Below are 19,557 nucleotides of genomic sequence, written 5' to 3'. Positions count from 1 at the left end.
CTACTTGAGATTACCCGATAAGAATTGTTGAAGTCTAGGGCTCTTCGTATTGTTGAAAACTTCTTCAGGAGTACCAGATTCCTCAACCACACCTTTATGTAAAAACATAACTTGAGTGGCAATATTTCTAGCAAACCCCATCTCATGCGTAACCACAATCATGGTTCGACCTTCTTCAGCAAGTTGCTGCATAACTTTTAGAACCTCACCCACAAGTTCAGGATCAAGTGCTGATGTAGGTTCGTCAAACAACATTACCTCAGGTTCCATAGCAAGAGCACGTGCTATAGCTACACGCTGCTGCTGACCACCAGACAACTGAGATGGGTATTTTTTCTCAACGTCCTCTGGTAGTCCAACTTTTTGCAAATACTTTCTAGCTCTCTCTACAGCCTCTGCTTTATTTAATCCTAAAACATGAATAGGTGCTTCCGTTATATTATCCAAAACATTCATATGAGCCCAAAGATTGAAATGCTGGAAAACCATAGCAAGTTTTGTACGAAAACGCTGAAGTTGAGCTGCATCGGTCACACGAGTTTTACCTTTAGAATCTTTTTGCATACCTAAAGACTCTCCCATCAATGTGATGGTTCCTGAATCTGGATATTCCAAAAAATTAATACATCTTAAAAAAGTACTTTTACCTGATCCAGAAGATCCAATTATCGCTATAACATCACCTGCTTTAGCCTGAAGTGATACACCTTTTAGAACCTCATTTTGTCCATATGACTTATGAATATCCTGTACGTCTAATTTATACATAATCCCTACTCTTTGTCGTAAGCCAAAAAGGCCAAAGCACGACGTTCTATTAATCTAAAAATCCAAACAATAACAAACGACATAACCATATAAATAACGGCCGCAACTGTATAAGAAGCCATAGTCAAATATGTATCGTTCATAGCATCACGGGCCACTTTAAGAATATCAGGCACTGTAGCAGTAAATGCAATCGTGGTTGAATGAAGCATCAAAATAACTTCGTTACTATATGCTGGCAATGCCCTCCTAAGTGCCGATGGAAGAATTATCCTTTTATAAATTTGAGGCTTAGACATACCATACGCACGTCCAGCCTCGATTTCACCACTAGGAGTGGACTTAATATATCCTGCAAAAATTTCTATAGTGTATGCAAGCGTATTTAGTGTAAAAGCCAAAATTACACAATTAAATCCACTAAAGAAAAAATTATGTAATACAGGAGTATTTTTTACAAACTCAAGGCTTATAAACCCGCTATATATCAATAAAAGCTGGATATAAAGTGGCGTGCCCCTAAATACATATGTAAACACCCAGATTGGACCACGTATGAATGGGTTTTTTGAAACCCTCATAAGTGAAAGTGGCAATGCTAATATAAAAGCTAAAAATATAGAAAGGGATAAAGTCCAAAGCGTGATGGCCAACCCAGAATACTGGGTTCCATCCCACCAAATCAGAGGCTCCCAATATTCATTTGCTACTGTAAGTACATCATTAAAAAAGCTCATTAGATATCCACCTCTTTAATTCCAGCTGAATACCTCCGCTCAAGCCAATACAAGAAAATATTCGAAATAGTAGTAAGCAATAAATAAATAACACCAGCTACAAATATAAATAGGAACATCTTCTGAGTGGCTCTACCCGCTTCTTGAGTAACAAGAACCAAATCCTGCAAACCCAAAATTGAAACCAAAGCAGTAGCTTTAAGTACGATAAGCCAATTATTTCCCACTCCTGGCAATGCATACCTCATCATCTGAGGAAACATAATATGCCACATGGTGCGGTGCTGGGAAAGACCATATGCTATAGAAGCTTCATACTGACCCTTTGGAACAGCTAAGAATGCACCACGAAAAGTTTCACCAAAAAACGCTCCGTACACAAACCCAATTGTTAATACACCCGTGACAAACGGATTAAGATCAATTTGGTCTACCCCAATAGCATCAGTAATTGAATTTAATAAAATCTGAATACCAAAAAATATCAAAAGCATTAAAACCAAATCTGGAACACTACGGATAAGAGTCGTGTAAAGAGTGGCGATAAATTTAAAAAAACGATTTCCGAATACTTTAGCAACCGCTGTGAGCATGCCTAACAAAAAGGCAACGACCAAAGACGATAGGGCCAAAACAATAGTGGAAATTGTTCCGTGAAGGATCTGCCCTTCGTAACCTTCTAACATAACTATACAACTTGAAAATCAAAAAAAGCACCCACTCATTATAATTAACAAGTGGGTACCCTATTAAGTGGAAGGAACTACTTTTTATTAAGAAGATCTAATTCGCCTTCTTTAAAGTATTTTTTAGCAATTTCGGCAATTTTACCTTCGTCACGAAGTTCAGATATAGCTTTATCTAGAGCTTCTTTAAGGTCTTTATCACCTTTTCTGATACCGATAGAGATACGATTATTAAGAAGTTCATGTTCAAGAGGTTGACCTACGAATTCGTAGTCTGCACCTTCTGGAGTGGCAATAAACGCACTATTAGCGTTTGGTTTTTCTACGATAGCAGCATCGATACGACCTGCTTTTAAGTCGATGAAAGTTTGTGGTTGCTCTTTATAAGAGACAACTTTCACGTCCTTTTTAGAGATAACACGACGTGCGTATGCTTCCTGTGCAGAACCTTGAAGTGCTCCAAGGCGCTTACCTTTAAGGTCATCTTCAGTTGCAATTCCTGAACCTTTTTTAGCGATAAGTTGTGTAGGAATAGCATATACATCATCTGTAAAGTCGATCACTTTTTCTCGTGCTTCATTATGTGTAATAGAAGCGTGAATGATATCGAACTTGCGTGCTTGCAACCCTGGAATTAGGGCATCGAATGGTTGCTCAACCCAAGTACATTTAGCTTTAAGTTTTTCGCAAATTGCATTACCTACTTCAATGTCAAAACCGATTAACTCACCTTTTTCGTTTTTATATTCAAAAGGAACATAACCAGTTTCAGTACCAATACGGAGTTCTGTGAAATCCTTAGCTTGTACTACTGAAGCAAGACCTAACACCAAACCTGCTGTTAATAAAAGTGAACGCATAGTGAGTCTCCTACAAAAAAACTATATACTTTTAATTCGATTATTATTTAACAAAAAAAATACAAATACTAGTTATTTTTATTAGTAAAAATACCTAAACTAAGCCAATTTATGACCCACTTAATTCAAACCATTTCTCCATTATTTCTAGCCATTGCAATGGGTGTTTTTGTAGGTAGAACAGTACCTAGTAAATTCACAAAACCTGCTGTATTAAAACTAGGTGTTCTCGTTTGGATATTGCTTTTTGCAATAGGCTGGGAGTTTGGATTGGTTTATGAACAATTATCTAATCCTAGTGCGATAATTAAGAATGCATTAATATTCAGTTTGTCTGTGTCATTGGGCATTGCCACCCTGATGGCAATAATTTATAAACAAAAGCCTGCCACAAATAAAAAGGATACACGTGAGGATATTAAATTTTCACATATCATTCTGGAAGTGGTTCTTGCATTAGCTTCTGTATCAGCTGGCCTAACATTCTCAATTTCTCTTGTTTCTAACGGCATATCTGCTAATTGGATGCCAGCTCCTATGGTGTTTTTGTATATCATGCTTTTTTTAATCGGCGTGGATATAACATTTTCACCGCTTAAGATTAGGCAACTTAAGAAAAAAGTTTTACTTATGCCTATTGTAATCACCACAATTAGTCTAATTACGGGCGTAATAACCGCTCAAATTTTAGGGCTTTCTTGGAAGGACGGATTGCTATTTTCCTGTGGGTTTGGATGGTTTTCGTTGTCTGGAACTATGGTTGCTGGTCAGATAGGTGAAGTGTATGGTGCTACTATGTTACTGACCGATTTGTTCCGTGAGCTATTAAGTATTTTTGTTATATTTTTTATAGGACACAAGTATCCTGACTCTGCTATAGCTACAGCTGGCGGTACGGCAATGGACACAACACTACCAATCATTCGAAAGACCTGTGGATTTGAATATACCTTACAAGGTTTGTATATTGGCATTGCATTTACACTTATTACACCTTTTTTACTTACTGCAATACTTAGTTCTTACTAAATGCTTGATTTATCTCGCTAGGTGTTACAATTTAGGGCGTTGAAGACCTTGTTATCTTCAAATCAATCCTTATCTATTTATTTATAGGAGTTTTAATTATGAGCATTTTGTGGACCATTCTTATTGGTTTTGTTGTAGGTATTATTGCTAAAGCAATCATGCCAGGAAACCAAGGCCTAGGTTTCGTCTTAACTACTTTACTTGGTATTGCAGGTTCTGTAGTTGGTGTATACGCTGGTCAAGCTTTAGGTCTATATCATGTAGGTGAGCCTGCTGGATTTATTGGTTCAGTTATCGGTGCTTTACTTATCCTATTTGTTTTAGGTTTAGTAACTAAAAGATCCTAATCCTAGACTTACGTCTACTTAAGGCGTGTCTAGGCACGCCTTTTTAATTGGAGGAAATATGTTCTCAAGAAATAAGTCTAAAGTAAATAACGAAGCCAGTGATACAGAATACGCAAATTCGTTTAAAAAAATAGGTTCTCGTTTGGGTAAGCCATTACTAGAAAAAGGGCTTACACTTTACTATGCTTTACGTAGCCCTAAGACACCTAAATGGGCTAAGAGAGTTATTTACGGGGCATTGGCTTATTTGTTCCTTCCAATTGATGCTATCCCCGACCTTCTTCCAGGCGTAGGATTTACCGATGACCTAAGCGTGGTTGCAGGTGCTTTAGTTACTATCGCTGCCTACATTACTCCCGAGATTAAACAAAAAGCCCGCGACAGCATGTTTAAGTGGTTTCCTAAGTATAAGGATTAACCTGACCTGTGCGATTTCGTGATTTATGGACCGTAGAGACTATATCTAATACAGAAGCTGAGATAGGTCCTTTTGAAGATCAGCAAATCGTAAATTCTCTTAGAACAGAGCGACTTCCTATTAAGCAAAAAATTATTGCACGTGCACATAAATTAGCTTTACGTGATTCGATTGCTCAATCTATGGATAGATGGGCACTTGTCGCTAAACTATCCACAGTCTTATTTGTTTTATTTGCAATATTGTCTGGAGCTGGACTTGCTTACGGTAACTTCGGACCTTCCAATTCATCTATAAATATATTGAATCTATACGTAACTTTGCTTGGAGTCAATTTAATAGCATTTACGTTTTGGATTCTAACCTTCTTTTTCACTAAGTTTAAGGTTACTCCATTAGGTAGAGTGTGGATTTGGATTTCAGAAAAAATTTCTTCTACTCCTAGTTATGTAAGAAGTTTCCATGCTTTTCTTACAACTATTGGAAAAGCAGGTGCAACTAAATGGCTTTTTTCAACTTTAAGTCATGGGTTTTGGTTATTAAATTTGGTTACCGCAACGATATTAATTATGTTGCTTTTAGCCACTAGAAGTTATTCATTTAACTGGGAAACCACGATTCTTAGCTCGAGTAGTTTTGCAGATTTTGTAGATTTTGTTGGGTACGTGCCTTCATTATTGGGTTTTGAACTTCCTTCTAAAGAATTGATTATTAATAGCTCAAATACTATTTCTGGATTTTCAGAAGACCATAAAAAATGGTCTTGGTGGGTTCTAGGACAGTTGACAGTGTGGGGCATTCTTTTAAGGTTTATTGCTTTTGTGTTCAGTTCTTTGATGCTTAAGACTAAATTAAAAAAAGCAGATATAGATTTAGAAAGTACAGGCATTGCCACCCTTGTAAAAAGGCTCCAATATAAACCAATACAAACTTACAGACCATCTGATACACATAACCAAAAGTATGACCTAGAAAGCATCAGAGTTAATAGTTCCGCACTTCCAAATTTAGGAAAAATTACAATTGCAGGTGTTGACTTATCTAGCAGACAGATTTGGCCACCATTTAAGATTAAAGAAGGTGTGGTCGATGCTGGGCATTTAAATAGTCGCAGTATGAAAAATAAATTTATCAGCAAATTAAGTGATAATCATGTTGATAGACTGCTAGTTGTATTGGATTCTAAGCCTATTCCAGATAGGGGTATTCAGTATCTAGTTAAAAGCTTTTCTCAATATGCTAGTGATATTTCTGTTTATTTACTGAATTCATACCAAGAGGGTTTATTGACTAATAGAGCTCAAATTTGGATTCAAACATTAAGAGATATTGGAATTAAAGAAAATAATATTCATACAGATGAGAGTGATTTGGGTTTTTGGAGGGCATCATGAATTCAAATCTAAAACTTGCAGTTGTTGGGCATACAAATACTGGTAAAACTTCACTTCTACGTACGCTTTTGGAGGATAAGTCTTTTGGAGAAGTTGAAGACTCTCCAGGTACGACAAAAGCCCTTGAAGCTGCTGTTATACCACTTGATGATTGTGAAATTACCCTAATAGACACACCTGGATTTGAAGATTCTGAAGGGTTACGTGATTATCTAGAACAATTACAATCTTATGAGGATTCCAGATTATCAAATCAGGAGTTAATAAAAAAATTTCTTAAATCCCCTGAAAGCACCCGAAGATACGCACAGGAAGCTAGAGTATTACATCAACTATTAGATAGCACTGCAGGACTGTATGTTATTGATATTCGTGATTCAGTTCGTAGCAAGCACAGAGATGAATTACATATTATGAGCATGTGTGGGAGACCTCTTATTGCCATCCTAAATTTTATGCATAGCGAAGATAATTTTAAGGATGAATGGAACGAGGCATTATCAGATAACAATATACATTTAAGCATAGAGTTTGATACCGTAGCTCCGCCTATAGATGGAACAGAGATGCTTTACAAAAAGCTATCTATTGTTTTATCTAGTTATGATCAGCCTCTAAAACAGTTGGCTGAAAGGGTTGTTGAGCAAAGGACCAGCAGAAAAAAAGCGGCATTGTCCTTGCTAGCCGAAGCCCTTGTGGATATTGCATCATACAAATATCCTAGCAAAACTGACGAGGAAAGTGTGCGAGAAAACTGGGAAATTGTCCAAAACAATGTTCGGAAACGAGAATATAAATTTAACTCTGATTTGTTGAAGCATTATCGATTTACTGAAGAAGATTATCCTAATAAGCATATTCCAATAGAGGGTGAACGATGGGGTAGCGATTTATTTAATCCAAGTACACTAAAAGAGATATCTGTACATGTGGGATCTGGATTTGCTGCAGGTGCAATGACAGGAATGGCATTAGATGTGCTTACTGCTGGGTTATCGTTAGGTACTGCTGCTCTATTTGGTGGGATTATAGGTAGTATGGCTGGAGGTGCTGCTAAATTGGGCAACCGCCTAAAGGCAAAATATCAGGGATATCAGGAACTAAGCGTAGATGATAATGTAGTTAGGCTTGTGGCTATTCGTGGGCTATTGCTTATTGCGGCACTAGATAGGAGAGGGCACGCATCGACTAGTCCAGTATCATTGCCATCGGAGTATAAGACCTTATGGACCAAGGGGATGCCCGAAGAACTATCTGATGCACGTGGCCACCCAGAATGGTCATCAATTGGGGGTCGTCATAAAACATCAGAAGCCAAAAGAGAAGCAACAAAAGGTCTAAGCAAAGAGCTTCAAAAAATTGAAATTCTATAGGAAGTAAGGCTTATCTTTATAAGATGTACGGTTTGTCTTTATAAAATGTGAGGCTTATCTGGAAAACGATTAATTTCAGGATTTTCGACATCTTCCTGATGATATTCGGAGAGATAGTCCGTAATCTCTTCTATGCCCTTTTTAAGCCCAACTAGATACTGCTTCTGTGCAAAATGGGATGAAACACCTGCACAAACCGACTGCCAAAGGTTATTAGGTACCGATATACCTCTATCTGCAATTATTTCAATGGAGCGTACGGATAAATTTATGTATAGCAAAACACCAGAGTTCTTAGGGGTATCCCAAACACGTAGGCGACCAAAAATTTCTAGTGCCCTCTCATGACTTGTAGTCTCACCGCTAGGGGGATATGTTTCTATGGCAACAACAAGTTCAGCCTTGTGTTTTGTTTCACTATTTTTAACTAAGGCTTCCAATTCGGCAATATCAGAGTCTTTAAAATAACGACGCTTGATGTAGATGCCAGATAGTTGAGTAACGCCAAGTGCGTTTATAAATTTATCACCAGCCACTTGTCGCACCTCCGCCACCACTTATGCCGCCGCCTCCGCCACCGAAGCCACCACCTCCGCCGAAGCCGCCGCCTCCGCCGAAACCACCACCGCCCCAACCACGAGACCTCGAACCTCTTCTAGAAATTTCTGTTACAGGGCGTCCGAACGATCTAAGTTTCATACATACTAAAAATATAAATATAGCAATAATAAGACCAAAAACACCCAATCCTTTTGCAACAGCATAAGCAACAATTAAACCAACAATTGGGTGGAAAAATATGCCTGCAACTAGACCTCCAATAAATGCACCAACTGCTAATCCAAACGATTTCAAAGTACCAGGCTTAGAAGTGGTTTTTTGCTCTTGTGGCAAGTTTTCCTGGAGGATTAGTTTTTTAATAGAATCTACGGCAGCTGTAATACCGCCTGCATAATCATTTTTAACAAAATAGGGTTTCACCACATCATCTAATATTCTGATAGCAACTAAATCTGGAATACGACCCTCTAAACCTTTTCCTATTTCTAGTCGATGCTTGCGGTCATTAACTGCAACTAGATATAAAACACCATCATCATACTCAGCTCGTCCAGCTTTCCAATTTTCAAAAACTCTAACACCATATTCAACGATATCTTCTGGTCCTGTAGAAGGTACTGTTAGAATGAAAATCTGTGAGCCAGTTTTATCTTGGAATGCTTTTAAATCTGAATTAATAGCATCTTCTTGATTTTGTGGAACTACTTGAGCATAGTCAACAAGATAATTTGTAGATTTGGGAATTTCTAATCTTTGAAAATTATCAACCGATAATGCAGGGTTTGGTTTTTCAACAGGCTGTGATTGAGCTTCTAGGTTTAATCCTAAAAGTACAGTTAAAGTTAATAAAACCCTAAATATAAACGACTTCATCTTTAAGTGAGCATGTTTTATGGTTGAGCTGGAGCTGGAGTAGTCGAATTTGATTCAGAAGACCTTAAATCTCTAACTGCGTCACTAATACGTCCTGGTCGTTTAATCTGCTCAGCATCTGGTACGTTATAGTATGGTTTACGTTTAAAACCTACTATCTTAGCCACGATAATAGTCGGGAAGCTACGTATTTTAGCGTTGTAAATCTTAACCGCTTCGTTATATCTTTCTTTGGCAACTTGGATTCTGTTTTCGGTGCCAGCAATCTCAGTTCTTAAATCCTTAAATGCAGGATCAAAATTAATATTAGGATATTTTTCAATATTCACTAATAATCTAGAAATACTTGCACCTAACGAGGTCTGATTTTGAGCGATTAAATCCATCTGTTCTTGAGTAAGATTTTTATCAAGAATAATATTAGGCTTAGTAGCCGAAGCCCTAGCATCTGCAACATCTTTGTATAGTTTTCTAGTTTCTTCGGTTTGAAGTAAATTAGATTGAACTAGATTATCGATCAACCCTAAACGACGCTCAAATTGAGCATTAAGATCTGATAGCCTTTTATCTACTTGCTCTTCTAAAGATACAAGTTCGTTATAACCACATCCAGAAAGCATAAGTGGCAATAAAACAATTGCTAAATATTTATAAATCCTACTAAATAGGCTCATATCGATCCCCAAGGCACCCTCTATTTAAACCAAATCATTATACAATATGGCTGTTTATAAAAAACTATAAAAAAATGTCAAATATTTCTCAGGAAGTTTCACGTCGTAGAACTTTTGCTATCATTTCCCACCCAGATGCGGGTAAAACTACACTTACAGAAAAACTGTTGTTATTTTCGGGTGCTATTCAAATAGCTGGAAGCGTAAAAGCACGTAAAGCCAGTCGACACGCAGCATCTGATTGGATGGAGATTGAAAAGCAAAGGGGTATTTCGGTTGCATCTTCAGTTATGCAGATGGAATATAAAGGCTGTGTTATTAATCTACTAGACACTCCAGGACACCAAGATTTTTCTGAGGATACCTATAGAGTACTTACCGCTGTAGATGCCGCAATTATGGTTATTGATGCTGCTAATGGTATTGAACCTCAAACCATTAGATTGCTACAAGTTTGTAGAGCTAGAAATACACCCATAATTACATTTATAAATAAACTAGATAGAGAAGTTAAAGAACCTCTTGATTTGTTAGCAGAGATTGAATCACACCTGAATATGGATGCCGTTCCATTTTCATGGCCTATCGGTATGGGCAGGCACTTTGCAGGCGTGTTTGATTTGCAAAACAATCGCATGAGAGTTTTTAAAGCGGGTACTGAAAGAGTTGATAAATCCGAAGAGACAATCGAAGATTTATACAATCCTGTTTTAAAAGAAAAATACGGTAGTTACTTTGAAAAAGCACTAGAAGAAATTGAACTTTTAAAAGATGCTTCTCCAGCATTTGACCAAAAAGAATTTTTGGCTGCAAAACAAACACCTGTTTTCTTTGGTTCAGCGGTAAATAACTTTGGGGTGCAAGAAGTGTTAGACACACTAGTAAAATGGGCTCCGAAACCTGGTTCTAGGGAGGCCATTCAAAGAACAGTAGAGCCTGAAGAGCCAAAATTTACGGGGGTCGTTTTTAAAGTTCAAGCTAATATGGACCCAGCCCATCGAGACCGAGTAGCATTTGTACGTGTATGCTCAGGTAGATTTGAAAGAGGTATGCGTCTAAAAAATTGTCGATCTAATAAGGAAATAAGACCTAATAATGTTGTTTCTTTCCTTTCTCAGCGAAGGGAATTATTGGAGGAAGCCTATGCTGGAGATGTTATAGGGATTCCCAATCATGGAATTTTGCACTTGGGAGATGTTTTGACCGAAGGTGAAAATTTACAGTTTACGGGCTTACCTTTTTTTGCACCTGAACTATTTCAAGCAGTTGAAGTTAAAGATCCATTGAAATCGAAGCAATTAAGAATTGGGTTGACTCAATTAGGAGAAGAGGGTGCGATTCAAGTTTTCAGACCAGAAGCAGGATCTTTATTACTTGGTGCAGTAGGTCAATTACAATTTGAAGTCGTTTTACATAGGCTTAAAACTGAATATGGTGTAGATGCACAACTTATGCCCTCGAGGTATACAATGGCACGATGGTTTTCGTCAGACGACGAAGTAGCAATTCAGAAATTTATGCGATCAAATGCCCAACATATAGCTTATGATGTTGTTGGGGGACCTGCTTTCTTGTTTAGTTCAATGGCACAACTTCGTGTACAGGAAGAATTACATCCAGCCATAAAATTTCATACAATGAGAGAGCAAGGGGCAAATATTTACCATAAAGGAAATTAATACATGTCTTGGCGTCTATTATTTTTTACATTAGTACTGCTAGCTGGAGTCGCTACCCTAGCTGGTTTACAAGCTGGAGACTGGTTAGTTGCCCATGCACCTACACAAGCCAATCTTAAAAACTTAGCTGAAGAAGACCCTTCCCCTGTTCTAGGTCCAGATGGTACACCTATTCTTAAGGAACCTCCTCAGCCATTGATGAACGGCTCTATAGGAGTTCCTCAGCGAAGCTATACAGCTGATTGGGCTATTAAAAAGTCTTCTGCAGATCAGATGTTAAATCAGCTTAAAAACGACCCTTTGGCTCCTTTAATAGATCCGAATTCACCCTCAAGTGTATATTCACAAGGTGCAGGGGATAATTTTCCTGCCCCTGCACCGTTTACTCCTCCTGTTGCACAAGAGTCGGGCAATTGGGAGGATAGTTTTCAAGCTGAGTTAGCTGCTTGCAGAAAATTGAAATTTGGTCAAAGGGGTGAGTGTGTCAGCCGTGTTAGAAATAACTACTGCACGGCTAACAATGCATGGGGTACTGTTAGTGAGTGTGAAAGATAGTACTACTCAACTTCTTCTACTGAAGATTGTAAGTAGTTTTCTAAACCTGTAGATTTAATAAGATCTAGTTGAGTTTCGAGCCAGTCTATTTGCTCTTCATTTTCCTCAAGTATATCTACTAACAAAGCTCTAGATACATAATCCTCAACAGATTCCAAATGTTCTACACCCGCAACTAGAGCTACTCTTAAATCGTATTCTAGATCCAGATTACATTGAATGATTTCAGGTATAGATTCACCAATTCTAAGTTTTCCTAAGTCCTGAAGGTTCGGTAAGCCCTCAAGTAAAAAAATCCTCTCAATAACAGAATCAGCCATCTTCATATGATCTATGGATTCGTGGTAGTCTTTTTTGCCAAGGTTTTTATAACCCCAGTTTTTTAACATGCGAGCATGTAAAAAATATTGGTTAATTGCTGTTAATTGATGCTTTAAAACGGAGTTAAGTTTTTTATTTGCGTCAGTAGGAGCTTTCATATAACACCTTCTTTTTTAGATTAAATTTAATTCTAAAAGTGAATATTTAAAAACTCAAATTTCTAGGCTAGGTGATAAATCTCAATTATTCTCATTAACAAAAAAAACGCCTCATAAAGAGGCGAAGTCTGGAGATAATGAAATTAAATAAAAGTTATATGAATTTTATAAATGAGCCACATCTACGATAAGAGAGTCCTCTGTTTTAGGAATATAGGACTCAGCACACGATGCACAGCAACCACAGCAAGTAGCAACTCCAAGGGTGGCTTGCAAATCTTCAAGTGATGATGCACCCTGAGACACAGCCTCTTGTACATCAACCTCACGTATACCATTACAAATGCAAACAAACATATTCTTCTAATTAATTGTTTAAATAAGCTTATTTGCTATTATAGTTAATTAAATACAAAAAGCAATAAGAATTATTCGCATTCTCATTGAAGGTTGTTTCTAAAGTTTTTAACCAACTCGCAGCTTTTTGTATCGCCCAGTTCGCACTTATTACTTAGGGCTTGCAAAACCTTCTCTGTATTAGCTTTTGTTAATTTCCCCTCAGAGTAAATTTTGGTCACTCTATTGCAAGAAGCATAAAACTTCAAATTGCATGATTTTTCCAGATAATTTAACCCTTTGGCAATGTCACGTTTTTGCTCATACAAGCCACCAACATATATATCCGCAAGAATTGCACAAGATAAAGCACCCGAGTTTTCACAAGCAGCCTTAGCTGTAGCTATACCCTTTTTAACGTCTGCTTCTCTATCTATACCCTCAAGCTCGCTAAGAGCCTTTGATGCACAACTCAAATCGTGACCAGACTTACATAAATCTGATAATTTTTTTGCGAATCAGGATCATCAAATCTAGTTGCTAACACGTGGCAAGCTTCCTGATTACCAGATGAACAAGCCCGATTGAACAAAGTTTTTGCTTTCGAAACATTTTTCTTGGTGTCCACCCCATTTAGATTTGCATATCCGCTAACCAAACAGCTCTTAACTTCTCCTGTTAAGCAATTATTTTCGTAAGTTTTAATGTCCACCTGAGCATAACTTGGGGTGGCAATAAAAACGCATGCCACTAATAAATATTGTTTAAATTTCATAGTTTTACATAAGGATGTGGTTATTACATTGTAATTTGAATAGAAAATTTATCTAGTAAAATATGAAAACTGCTTACTTCTGGGACTTGACATGTCATCTAAACAACACGATATTAAAGTAATTAATAAGACTCTTTCCAAACTTTCACGTAGTCGAAACATAATAAGATTTCTTGTTAGCTTATTAATCATAGGACTTTGGGCATGGGGTGCCTATGAATTATATAAATATAGCCAAACTATAGATTACAAACCACTAACTCAGTACAGCGAACAAGTAGTTAAATTTCTTGATCAATATGGAAAATACATATGGATAGGCATTATTGCTTTGATTTCACTTATTGTTCTTTATGCAATTAGTTCTTGGATAAGCGGAAGCATTGCCAGAGCAGGAGAAATTATTCCTCCATATGATGCGGTTAATGAACTTATATGCGATTTAAGTACAGATGGTCGTAGAGTGTTAAATTGGGTTTGGAATACTCAACGTGAACCTATAACTATTAAAGATATTAGGGAAACGAAAACACAATTGAAAAATGATCGACTTGAGCTTTTGAATATTATTGAGAAAGAAGCTAATCTTTTAGGTATAGTTCCTGAGCATTTGAGCAATGATAAAAACCATATGATGCAAACTAACCATTTACTTTCTGAGAGACAAAAAGTTGATCGTTTACTTGGAGGTGTTGACCTAGAGTTAGAGGAGCAAAATGCTTCTGCTAGAGCTAAATCTATTGCTACTCCAGTGTCACAACCTGCAATTAAAACGCAACCACAACCTGTGCATAATATGACACCTAGACAGTACTCCTCTCAGCCGACTGTTCAACCTGTAAATCAAACTACAGCTCAACCAGTTCAAGGCACTGTAGCTCAACATGTTGCTAAACCCACTTCTCAACCGAAAACTCAGCAAGCACAAAGACCTGTAGCTCAGCCTGTACACCAAACAAATACTAGAACTATAAACCCAGCTACTACACATGTACCGCCTCAGGTTCCATCAGTGTCTGAAGGTTTTGTAGCAGCTCATCCGCATACTGCTACTTTAGTAAATGCACAACAACAAGCTCAACCACAACAACAGACTCAGTTTCAGGGTCAATATCAGGGTCAACAGCAAGCTCAAACTCAGTACCAAGCACAAACTTCTGCAGGAGTTCGAGTAGAGCCTACTATTCAGACTGTACAGCAACAACCGCAACCTTACGTACAAGCTCAGCCTGTACAACAACCGCAACCCACACAACAACCACAACAAGTACATACTATCAATCAGCAATCTGATGATGTGCCTTTAGCTAATCCAGAAGTGCGTGTTCCTAAAGTAAACTTTATTAATAACCCGAAGAATAAGTAAAACAAACAAAATAATATGATTGAAAATCCAGAAAAAAAATATATACCTTTCAAACCGTTCGAATCTGACTTTTCGTCTCGTACTTGGCCAAGTAAATCAATTACTAAACCTCCTATTTGGATGAGTACTGACCTCAGAGACGGAAATCAATCCCTGATTGAACCTATGAATTCAGAAAGGAAACTGAGATTCTTCAAACATCTAGTACAAATCGGTTTTAAAGAGATTGAAGTTGGGTTTCCTTCTGCTTCTCAAACCGATTTTGATTTTGTTCGTAAGCTTATCGATGAGGACTTAATACCTGAAGATGTTCGCATTATCGTTCTAACCCAAGCTAGACAGGACTTAATTGAGAGGACTGTTGAGGCTTGTATCGGGGCTAAACAAGCCATTGTTCACTTTTATAATGCAACGGCCCCTTCATTTAGAAAAATTGTATTCAATATGGACAAACCGCAAGTGAAGGAGCTTGCGATCAAGGGTGTAAAATGGGTAAAAGAAGCCATATCTAAGCACCCAGAGACAGAGTGGTTCCTTGAGTACTCTCCAGAGGTATTCAGCACTACAGAACCAGATTTTGCTATTGAAGTTTGTAATGCTGTTTCTGAAGCATGGGGTACAAGTTCTGATAAAAAAATTATCTTCAATCTTCCTGCTACCATAGAGTCAACTACTCCTAACATATATGCTGATCAGATAGAGTATTTCTGTTCAAAAATAAATAATCGTCAAAATTGTATAGTTTCGGTACACCCTCACAATGATAGAGGAACCGCTGTAGCAGCCGCCGAATTAGCCGTAATGGCTGGAGCTGACAGAGTTGAAGGCTGTATTTTTGGCAGTGGAGAACGCACGGGTAATGTCGATTTAGTAACGTTAGCTTTAAACCTATACACCCAAGGCATACATCCAGGACTAGATTTCTCAGATATCGATGCTGTTAGAAATACTGCCGAATATTGCAATCAACTTCCCGTACATCCCAGACACCCTTATGTAGGCGACCTAGTATTCACAGCTTTCTCAGGGTCACACCAAGATGCAATCAAAAAAGGTTTTGCCAAACAAAAACCCGATGCTCCGTGGGAAGTGCCATATTTACCAATAGACCCCGCTGATTTAGGTCGTAGCTATGATGCTGTAATCCGCGTAAATAGCCAATCTGGCAAAGGTGGTGTCTCATATCTACTTGAAAATGAACATGGATTTAACCTTCCAAGAAGACTACAGATAGAATTTAGCAGGGCCATTCAAAAAGTTACAGACCAAACTGGCAAAGAAGTTAATGGCAATGCCGTCTACGACATATTCAGTAATGAATATTTAAAACAAACTCATCCCTACTCATTAGGTCAACATCAAATTTCTACCTTTAGTGACGCTCAGAATAATCAAAGATTCAAAATTAATGCAGAACTGATAAAAGACAGCCAAACTGTAACTATTTCAGGTGAAGGTAACGGTGCCCTTTCCGCTTTTATAGATGCCCTTGATTTGCCAATTCAATTTATGGACTATCACGAACACGCAATGGGCTCGGGAGAATCTACAAATGCCGTTTGTTATGTTGAGTTGCGACTAGGCGATTCACAGACTGGTTTCGGTGTGGGTATACATAAGGATATAGTAACTGCATCCTTTGTGGCTGTACTGAGTGCTATAAATCGCCATCTTAATTCTAAAAACTAATTACCAAGAATTAGCCGCCCTCCAAACGATTTGATCATCTGCATTTCCAGCTAATGATTTACGCATCATTTCCAAAAGAGGGTAAGCTCTTTGACCTATAGACACATGCTCTTGAATAGGCTTTTTCTCAGTCTGTTCTGAATCTTCTTCCTCTTTTACAACTAACTCCTCCTCGGGTTTTTCCTCGATAGAGGCAATAGAAGCCTCTAAATTAGAAATGCTATTCTCTAATTGCTCATGCGTAATAACCCCCTCTGGTGGCAATGTATCGTAATTCCTACCTATCGCATTAAGCACTTGAAGTGCATGCTTTTCAAGCATAACCACGTCACCGCTTGATTTCGAAGAAAAAGTCACCAACATAAAATCTCCTTAAATTACTTAATTTAATACTACATTAAACCACCTAAAGATTAAAATTACAGTTATTTTATGGGGGTGGCAATATGATAAAATTTCAGAGGTTTACAAAAATTTATCTTTTTAAATGCTACCATCTCATCAGAATGATTTAATTGAGATTATTGCACAATCAGTCAATCATCTTTTTGATCTTAATAACGTATCTATCCAATTAGAGCGCCCAAAAAATCCCGAACACGGAGATTTATCCACAAACATAGCCATGCAATTGGCTAAACCACTTAAAAAAAATCCTAGGGAAGTTGCACAAGATATAGTGGATACTTTGCAATCCAACCCTTCTTATAATCTTTTGCTTGATAGCGTTGAAATTGCAGGTCCAGGATTTATAAATTTTAAATTCAATGTTTCTGTTCATCAGGACATAATCCACCTTATTCAATCGCAAAAAGAAATTTACGGTAATTCTCCCAAAAATTATAAAAAGGTAATTGTTGAGTTTGTTTCTGCTAATCCTACGGGACCCCTACATGTTGGACATGCTAGGCAAGCAGCTTTAGGTGATTGTATTTGTAGATTACTAGAAGCTGCTGGTTACGATATATATCGTGAGTTCTACTATAACGATGCGGGTAATCAAATTAATAACCTAGCCTCAAGTGTTCAGGCTAGGCTCAAGGGCATTGACCCCGATCACCCAGACTTTCCTGCTGATGGATATCGAGGAGATTATATTAATGATATTGCCAGGGATTTCATAACAAAAGAAACAGTAAAGGCTGATGATATAGAAATCACCGCTAGCGGTGACGTGGAAAATCTAAACGATATTCGTAAATTTGCAGTTGCTTACTTGCGTAGAGAGCAAGATTTGGATTTGTTAGCTTTCAATCTTAAATTTGATAGGTATTATCTTGAAAGCTCTCTATATACTGATGGCAAGGTTGAAGAGACAGTTAACACCCTTACATCTAACGGTCATACCTATGAACAAGACGGTGCATTGTGGTTACGCACTACTGAATTAGGAACTGGAGATGACAAGGATCGTGTTATGCGTAAGTCAGACGGCACCTATACCTATTTTGTACCCGACGTAGCATACCATAAAACAAAATGGGATAGAGGTTATCAAAAAGCTATCGATATTCAGGGTAGTGACCACCATGGGACTGTAGCTCGTGTGCGTGCTGGTCTTCAGGGACTTAACCTAGGGATTCCTAAAGATTACCCTAGTTATATTCTGCACAAGATGGTTCGTGTGATGAGAAATGGTGAGGAGGTCAAAATCTCCAAACGTGCAGGGTCTTATGTAACCATGAGGGATTTGATTGATTGGGTTGGCCAAGATGCTACTCGATATTTCTTGATTCAAAGAAAAGCAGACACTGAATTCACCTTTGATATCGATTTAGCTTTGAGTAAAAAAGAGGAAAATCCAGTTTTCTATATCCAGTATGCACACGCACGTATATGCAAGCTACTAAAAGATGCTGGGGAATTAGCTGGACAGGTTGATCAAGCAGATATTAGTTTACTGACTGCTCCTTCAGAGATTAATCTCTTAAAGCGTCTTTCTGAATTACCAGACTTGATTCAGATTGCGATTAAGGAACTATCACCTCATTTGGTTGCGTTTTGGCTTACAGATTTAGCTAGAGATTTTCATTCATGGTATAGCTCAGAAAAAGTTTTTGTTGATGATATCTCATTAAAACTCGCTAGACTTGCTTTGGCAGATGCCACAAAGCAAGTGCTTGCAAATGCGTTGGATTTATTAGGGGTTTCAGCTCCGACTGATATGTGATGGCTAGGAAAAAGACGATAAGAGTTAAAAAATCTCGATCATCCAGCTCTGGATTTGGATGGATGATTTTTGGGCTAGCATTAGGGCTAGTATTTGCATCTTTAGCCATGTATTTTTTTAGCTCTAAATCACTTAATACAAACACACCAAAGGTTGCATCACATAAAGAAAGTTCTAATAAGCCCACTGAGACAATTAAACCTAAGCCACAAACTCAAAGTAATTCTCATCAAGTAAAAGAAAACATTGCCACAGAAAGTACTAAAACTGAAAACCCACCCCCTCCAAAGGCAGAACAGAAGCCATCAAACACTCAAGACAAGTCTGATGCATTGGGGGCGATGATTGCACTTAAAGAGGATGCAAAACCTGTAGCTCCTGTAGTTACGGATGCTTCTAACACTCCCTCTACTGCTACACCTACGGACACAACAGCAATTCCTACAGTTGCGACTGCACCAGCAACTTCAACGGCTGATACTAATAAAAATGAGGTTAGTAAGGAGGCATTGCCAAAAGCAGAAGGTACTGTAGCACCAATTGAAACTACTACTGAAAGCGAAGTTCAGGAACCAAAATTTAATAAATTTTTGTTTGCTGGCAAATTTTTAGACCGTGCTGATGCTGAAAGCTTTAGGGCAAATTTAATCATGAACGGTTTAAGAGGTGCCAAAATAGTCACAACTAAGGTTAAGGGTATAACTTACTATAAAGTTCGTGTGGGTCCATTTAAATCTAAGTCAGAATATGAATCTGCGAAACAGAGAATTTCAAGATAGATATTAGTA

Annotated in this window: 23 protein-coding genes; 11 read left to right on the top strand and 12 right to left on the bottom strand. The window is 37.8% G+C overall.

The features are described 5' to 3' along the window. The 4 genes from KUI_RS00210 to KUI_RS00195 all read right to left on the bottom strand — a co-directional run bounded on the left by KUI_RS00210 (window position 1) and on the right by KUI_RS00195 (window position 3,051). Complete coding sequence (locus KUI_RS00210; RefSeq protein WP_013521842.1) at window positions 1-768, bottom strand: ABC transporter ATP-binding protein; 768 nt, start codon at window positions 766-768, stop codon at window positions 1-3. Between the two features lie 5 nt (window positions 769-773). Further along, window positions 774-1,505, bottom strand: a complete 732-nt coding sequence (gene hisM / locus KUI_RS00205) for a histidine ABC transporter permease HisM (protein ID WP_013521841.1) — start codon at window positions 1,503-1,505, stop codon at window positions 774-776. After that, entirely contained in the window at window positions 1,505-2,191 is a 687-nt protein-coding gene (locus tag KUI_RS00200; RefSeq protein ID WP_013521840.1) for an ABC transporter permease, read from the bottom strand. The genes hisM and KUI_RS00200 overlap by 1 nt, the downstream gene beginning before the upstream one ends. A 77-nt stretch (window positions 2,192-2,268) precedes the next feature. Beyond that, entirely contained in the window at window positions 2,269-3,051 is a 783-nt protein-coding gene (locus tag KUI_RS00195; protein ID WP_013521839.1) for a transporter substrate-binding domain-containing protein, read from the bottom strand. Between the two features lie 111 nt (window positions 3,052-3,162). Between KUI_RS00195 and KUI_RS00190 the strand changes: the two genes are divergently transcribed. The 5 genes from KUI_RS00190 (at window position 3,163) to KUI_RS00170 (ending at window position 7,612) form a co-directional block, all read left to right on the top strand. Next, window positions 3,163-4,080, top strand: a complete 918-nt coding sequence (locus tag KUI_RS00190) for a LysO family transporter (protein ID WP_013521838.1) — start codon at window positions 3,163-3,165, stop codon at window positions 4,078-4,080. 98 nt (window positions 4,081-4,178) lie between these two features. Beyond that, the gene (locus KUI_RS00185; protein WP_013521837.1) at window positions 4,179-4,427 is read left to right on the top strand and encodes a GlsB/YeaQ/YmgE family stress response membrane protein; all 249 of its coding nucleotides are present in this window, start codon (window positions 4,179-4,181) and stop codon (window positions 4,425-4,427) included. 58 nt (window positions 4,428-4,485) lie between these two features. Then, on the top strand, window positions 4,486-4,845 hold the full coding sequence (locus tag KUI_RS00180; protein ID WP_013521836.1) for a YkvA family protein: 360 nt from the start codon (window positions 4,486-4,488) through the stop codon (window positions 4,843-4,845). A gap of 8 nt (window positions 4,846-4,853) precedes the next feature. Continuing rightward, window positions 4,854-6,239, top strand: a complete 1,386-nt coding sequence (locus tag KUI_RS00175) for a DUF2868 domain-containing protein (RefSeq protein ID WP_014839999.1) — start codon at window positions 4,854-4,856, stop codon at window positions 6,237-6,239. Beyond that, window positions 6,236-7,612, top strand: a complete 1,377-nt coding sequence (locus tag KUI_RS00170; protein ID WP_013521834.1) for a GTPase/DUF3482 domain-containing protein — start codon at window positions 6,236-6,238, stop codon at window positions 7,610-7,612. The genes KUI_RS00175 and KUI_RS00170 overlap by 4 nt, the downstream gene beginning before the upstream one ends. Before the next feature lie 38 nt (window positions 7,613-7,650). On the opposite strand, the gene KUI_RS00165 is transcribed toward KUI_RS00170, so the two are convergent. The 3 genes from KUI_RS00165 to KUI_RS00155 are packed head-to-tail and all read right to left on the bottom strand — an operon-like array spanning window position 7,651 to window position 9,720. Next, the gene (locus KUI_RS00165; protein ID WP_013521833.1) at window positions 7,651-8,148 is read right to left on the bottom strand and encodes a TPM domain-containing protein; all 498 of its coding nucleotides are present in this window, start codon (window positions 8,146-8,148) and stop codon (window positions 7,651-7,653) included. Next, window positions 8,138-9,046 carry a TPM domain-containing protein gene (locus tag KUI_RS00160; RefSeq protein WP_013521832.1) on the bottom strand — a complete coding sequence of 303 codons (909 nt, stop codon included), beginning with the start codon at window positions 9,044-9,046 and terminating at the stop codon, window positions 8,138-8,140. The genes KUI_RS00165 and KUI_RS00160 overlap by 11 nt, the downstream gene beginning before the upstream one ends. A 17-nt stretch (window positions 9,047-9,063) precedes the next feature. Then, window positions 9,064-9,720, bottom strand: a complete 657-nt coding sequence (locus KUI_RS00155) for a LemA family protein (protein ID WP_013521831.1) — start codon at window positions 9,718-9,720, stop codon at window positions 9,064-9,066. Window positions 9,721-9,794: 74 nt separating this feature from the next. Here KUI_RS00155 and KUI_RS00150 point away from each other — a divergent pair, with 74 nt between their 5' ends. After that, window positions 9,795-11,399, top strand: coding sequence for a peptide chain release factor 3 (locus KUI_RS00150; protein ID WP_014839998.1), 1,605 nt, complete (start codon window positions 9,795-9,797; stop codon window positions 11,397-11,399). A gap of 3 nt (window positions 11,400-11,402) precedes the next feature. Beyond that, window positions 11,403-11,954: a hypothetical protein gene (locus KUI_RS00145; protein WP_013521829.1), complete on the top strand. Its 552-nt coding sequence runs from the start codon at window positions 11,403-11,405 to the stop codon at window positions 11,952-11,954. Window positions 11,955-11,956: 2 nt separating this feature from the next. On the opposite strand, the gene bfr is transcribed toward KUI_RS00145, so the two are convergent. The 4 genes from bfr to KUI_RS08390 all read right to left on the bottom strand — a co-directional run bounded on the left by bfr (window position 11,957) and on the right by KUI_RS08390 (window position 13,544). After that, window positions 11,957-12,433 carry a bacterioferritin gene (bfr, locus tag KUI_RS00140; RefSeq protein WP_013521828.1) on the bottom strand — a complete coding sequence of 159 codons (477 nt, stop codon included), beginning with the start codon at window positions 12,431-12,433 and terminating at the stop codon, window positions 11,957-11,959. Between the two features lie 165 nt (window positions 12,434-12,598). After that, window positions 12,599-12,790 (bottom strand): (2Fe-2S)-binding protein, encoded by a 192-nt coding sequence (locus KUI_RS00135; RefSeq protein ID WP_013521827.1) that lies wholly within the window; start codon window positions 12,788-12,790, stop codon window positions 12,599-12,601. 83 nt (window positions 12,791-12,873) lie between these two features. Then, window positions 12,874-13,245: an SEL1-like repeat protein gene (locus tag KUI_RS08395; RefSeq protein ID WP_225972095.1), complete on the bottom strand. Its 372-nt coding sequence runs from the start codon at window positions 13,243-13,245 to the stop codon at window positions 12,874-12,876. Continuing rightward, window positions 13,242-13,544, bottom strand: coding sequence for a hypothetical protein (locus KUI_RS08390; RefSeq protein ID WP_225972094.1), 303 nt, complete (start codon window positions 13,542-13,544; stop codon window positions 13,242-13,244). The genes KUI_RS08395 and KUI_RS08390 overlap by 4 nt, the downstream gene beginning before the upstream one ends. Before the next feature lie 91 nt (window positions 13,545-13,635). Between KUI_RS08390 and KUI_RS00125 the strand changes: the two genes are divergently transcribed. Both KUI_RS00125 and leuA read left to right on the top strand, forming a co-directional pair. Beyond that, entirely contained in the window at window positions 13,636-14,910 is a 1,275-nt protein-coding gene (locus KUI_RS00125; RefSeq protein ID WP_014839997.1) for a hypothetical protein, read from the top strand. Between the two features lie 15 nt (window positions 14,911-14,925). Continuing rightward, window positions 14,926-16,599, top strand: coding sequence for a 2-isopropylmalate synthase (gene leuA, locus KUI_RS00120; RefSeq protein ID WP_014839996.1), 1,674 nt, complete (start codon window positions 14,926-14,928; stop codon window positions 16,597-16,599). Here the strand turns inward: leuA and KUI_RS00115 are convergent, their stop codons facing one another. Next, window positions 16,600-16,962 (bottom strand): DUF1840 domain-containing protein, encoded by a 363-nt coding sequence (locus tag KUI_RS00115; protein WP_013521823.1) that lies wholly within the window; start codon window positions 16,960-16,962, stop codon window positions 16,600-16,602. Between the two features lie 124 nt (window positions 16,963-17,086). Between KUI_RS00115 and argS the strand changes: the two genes are divergently transcribed. Together argS and KUI_RS00105 are read left to right on the top strand one after the other, a co-directional pair. Next, window positions 17,087-18,769, top strand: coding sequence for an arginine--tRNA ligase (gene argS / locus KUI_RS00110; RefSeq protein WP_013521822.1), 1,683 nt, complete (start codon window positions 17,087-17,089; stop codon window positions 18,767-18,769). After that, entirely contained in the window at window positions 18,769-19,548 is a 780-nt protein-coding gene (locus tag KUI_RS00105) for an SPOR domain-containing protein (RefSeq protein ID WP_014839995.1), read from the top strand. Before argS ends, KUI_RS00105 begins: the two co-directional genes overlap by 1 nt. Window positions 19,549-19,557: the final 9 nt, after the last annotated feature.

Origin of the sequence: Taylorella equigenitalis ATCC 35865 (assembly GCF_000276685.1) — a bacterium.
Lineage (GTDB): Bacteria > Pseudomonadota > Gammaproteobacteria > Burkholderiales > Burkholderiaceae_B > Taylorella > Taylorella equigenitalis.
Note: the sequence above shows the minus strand (reverse complement) of the source record. Positions and strands in the feature narration are given on the sequence as shown.

Excerpts from the sequence above, each read along its gene's own strand:
- KUI_RS00145 (WP_013521829.1), top strand. The coding sequence starts at position 11,403 with ATGTCTTGGCGTCTATTATTTTTTACATTAGTACTGCTAGCTGGAGTC.
- KUI_RS00135 (WP_013521827.1), bottom strand. The coding sequence starts at position 12,790 with ATGTTTGTTTGCATTTGTAATGGTATACGTGAGGTTGATGTACAAGAG.
- KUI_RS00180 (WP_013521836.1), top strand. The coding sequence starts at position 4,486 with ATGTTCTCAAGAAATAAGTCTAAAGTAAATAACGAAGCCAGTGATACA.
- KUI_RS00150 (WP_014839998.1), top strand. The coding sequence starts at position 9,795 with ATGTCAAATATTTCTCAGGAAGTTTCACGTCGTAGAACTTTTGCTATC.
- leuA (WP_014839996.1), top strand. The coding sequence starts at position 14,926 with ATGATTGAAAATCCAGAAAAAAAATATATACCTTTCAAACCGTTCGAA.
- KUI_RS00115 (WP_013521823.1), bottom strand. The coding sequence starts at position 16,962 with ATGTTGGTGACTTTTTCTTCGAAATCAAGCGGTGACGTGGTTATGCTT.
- hisM (WP_013521841.1), bottom strand. The coding sequence starts at position 1,505 with ATGAGCTTTTTTAATGATGTACTTACAGTAGCAAATGAATATTGGGAG.
- KUI_RS00195 (WP_013521839.1), bottom strand. The coding sequence starts at position 3,051 with ATGCGTTCACTTTTATTAACAGCAGGTTTGGTGTTAGGTCTTGCTTCA.
- KUI_RS00185 (WP_013521837.1), top strand. The coding sequence starts at position 4,179 with ATGAGCATTTTGTGGACCATTCTTATTGGTTTTGTTGTAGGTATTATT.
- KUI_RS00155 (WP_013521831.1), bottom strand. The coding sequence starts at position 9,720 with ATGAGCCTATTTAGTAGGATTTATAAATATTTAGCAATTGTTTTATTG.
- KUI_RS00190 (WP_013521838.1), top strand. The coding sequence starts at position 3,163 with ATGACCCACTTAATTCAAACCATTTCTCCATTATTTCTAGCCATTGCA.
- bfr (WP_013521828.1), bottom strand. The coding sequence starts at position 12,433 with ATGAAAGCTCCTACTGACGCAAATAAAAAACTTAACTCCGTTTTAAAG.
- KUI_RS00125 (WP_014839997.1), top strand. The coding sequence starts at position 13,636 with ATGTCATCTAAACAACACGATATTAAAGTAATTAATAAGACTCTTTCC.
- KUI_RS00160 (WP_013521832.1), bottom strand. The coding sequence starts at position 9,046 with ATGAAGTCGTTTATATTTAGGGTTTTATTAACTTTAACTGTACTTTTA.
- KUI_RS00210 (WP_013521842.1), bottom strand. The coding sequence starts at position 768 with ATGTATAAATTAGACGTACAGGATATTCATAAGTCATATGGACAAAAT.
- KUI_RS00105 (WP_014839995.1), top strand. The coding sequence starts at position 18,769 with ATGGCTAGGAAAAAGACGATAAGAGTTAAAAAATCTCGATCATCCAGC.
- KUI_RS00200 (WP_013521840.1), bottom strand. The coding sequence starts at position 2,191 with ATGTTAGAAGGTTACGAAGGGCAGATCCTTCACGGAACAATTTCCACT.
- KUI_RS00170 (WP_013521834.1), top strand. The coding sequence starts at position 6,236 with ATGAATTCAAATCTAAAACTTGCAGTTGTTGGGCATACAAATACTGGT.
- argS (WP_013521822.1), top strand. The coding sequence starts at position 17,087 with ATGCTACCATCTCATCAGAATGATTTAATTGAGATTATTGCACAATCA.
- KUI_RS08390 (WP_225972094.1), bottom strand. The coding sequence starts at position 13,544 with ATGAAATTTAAACAATATTTATTAGTGGCATGCGTTTTTATTGCCACC.